Here is a 267-nt window from a genome sequence, read left to right as displayed (position 1 = left end):
CTCCAGCGCCCGCGCCTGTACGACCTTGGCTTTGCTCATAACAACTGTGGTGGTGCCTGCGTCAAGGCCGGCAAGGGCCATTGGGCGCACCTTCTGCGGACGCTGCCTGCCATCTATGCAGACTGGGAACGCGAGGAAGAGGCGTTCAACGACTCCCGCCCCGAGCGCCGCCCCCAAACAATCCTCCGCGACCAGTTTGATGACGACAGGCCAACCCTACCGGTTTCTCTGCGAGAGTTTCGCAGACGCATCGAGGCCGGAGCACAG

At 63.3% G+C, this 267-nt stretch carries 1 protein-coding gene; it reads left to right on the top strand.

Going from position 1 to position 267, the window contains the following annotated elements:
- On the top strand, window positions 1-267 hold a 267-nt coding region (locus CQ12_RS45730; protein WP_210180600.1), incomplete at both ends, for a hypothetical protein.

Source organism: Bradyrhizobium jicamae (assembly GCF_001440395.1).
Classification (GTDB): domain Bacteria; phylum Pseudomonadota; class Alphaproteobacteria; order Rhizobiales; family Xanthobacteraceae; genus Bradyrhizobium; species Bradyrhizobium jicamae.
Note: the sequence above shows the minus strand (reverse complement) of the source record. Positions and strands in the feature narration are given on the sequence as shown.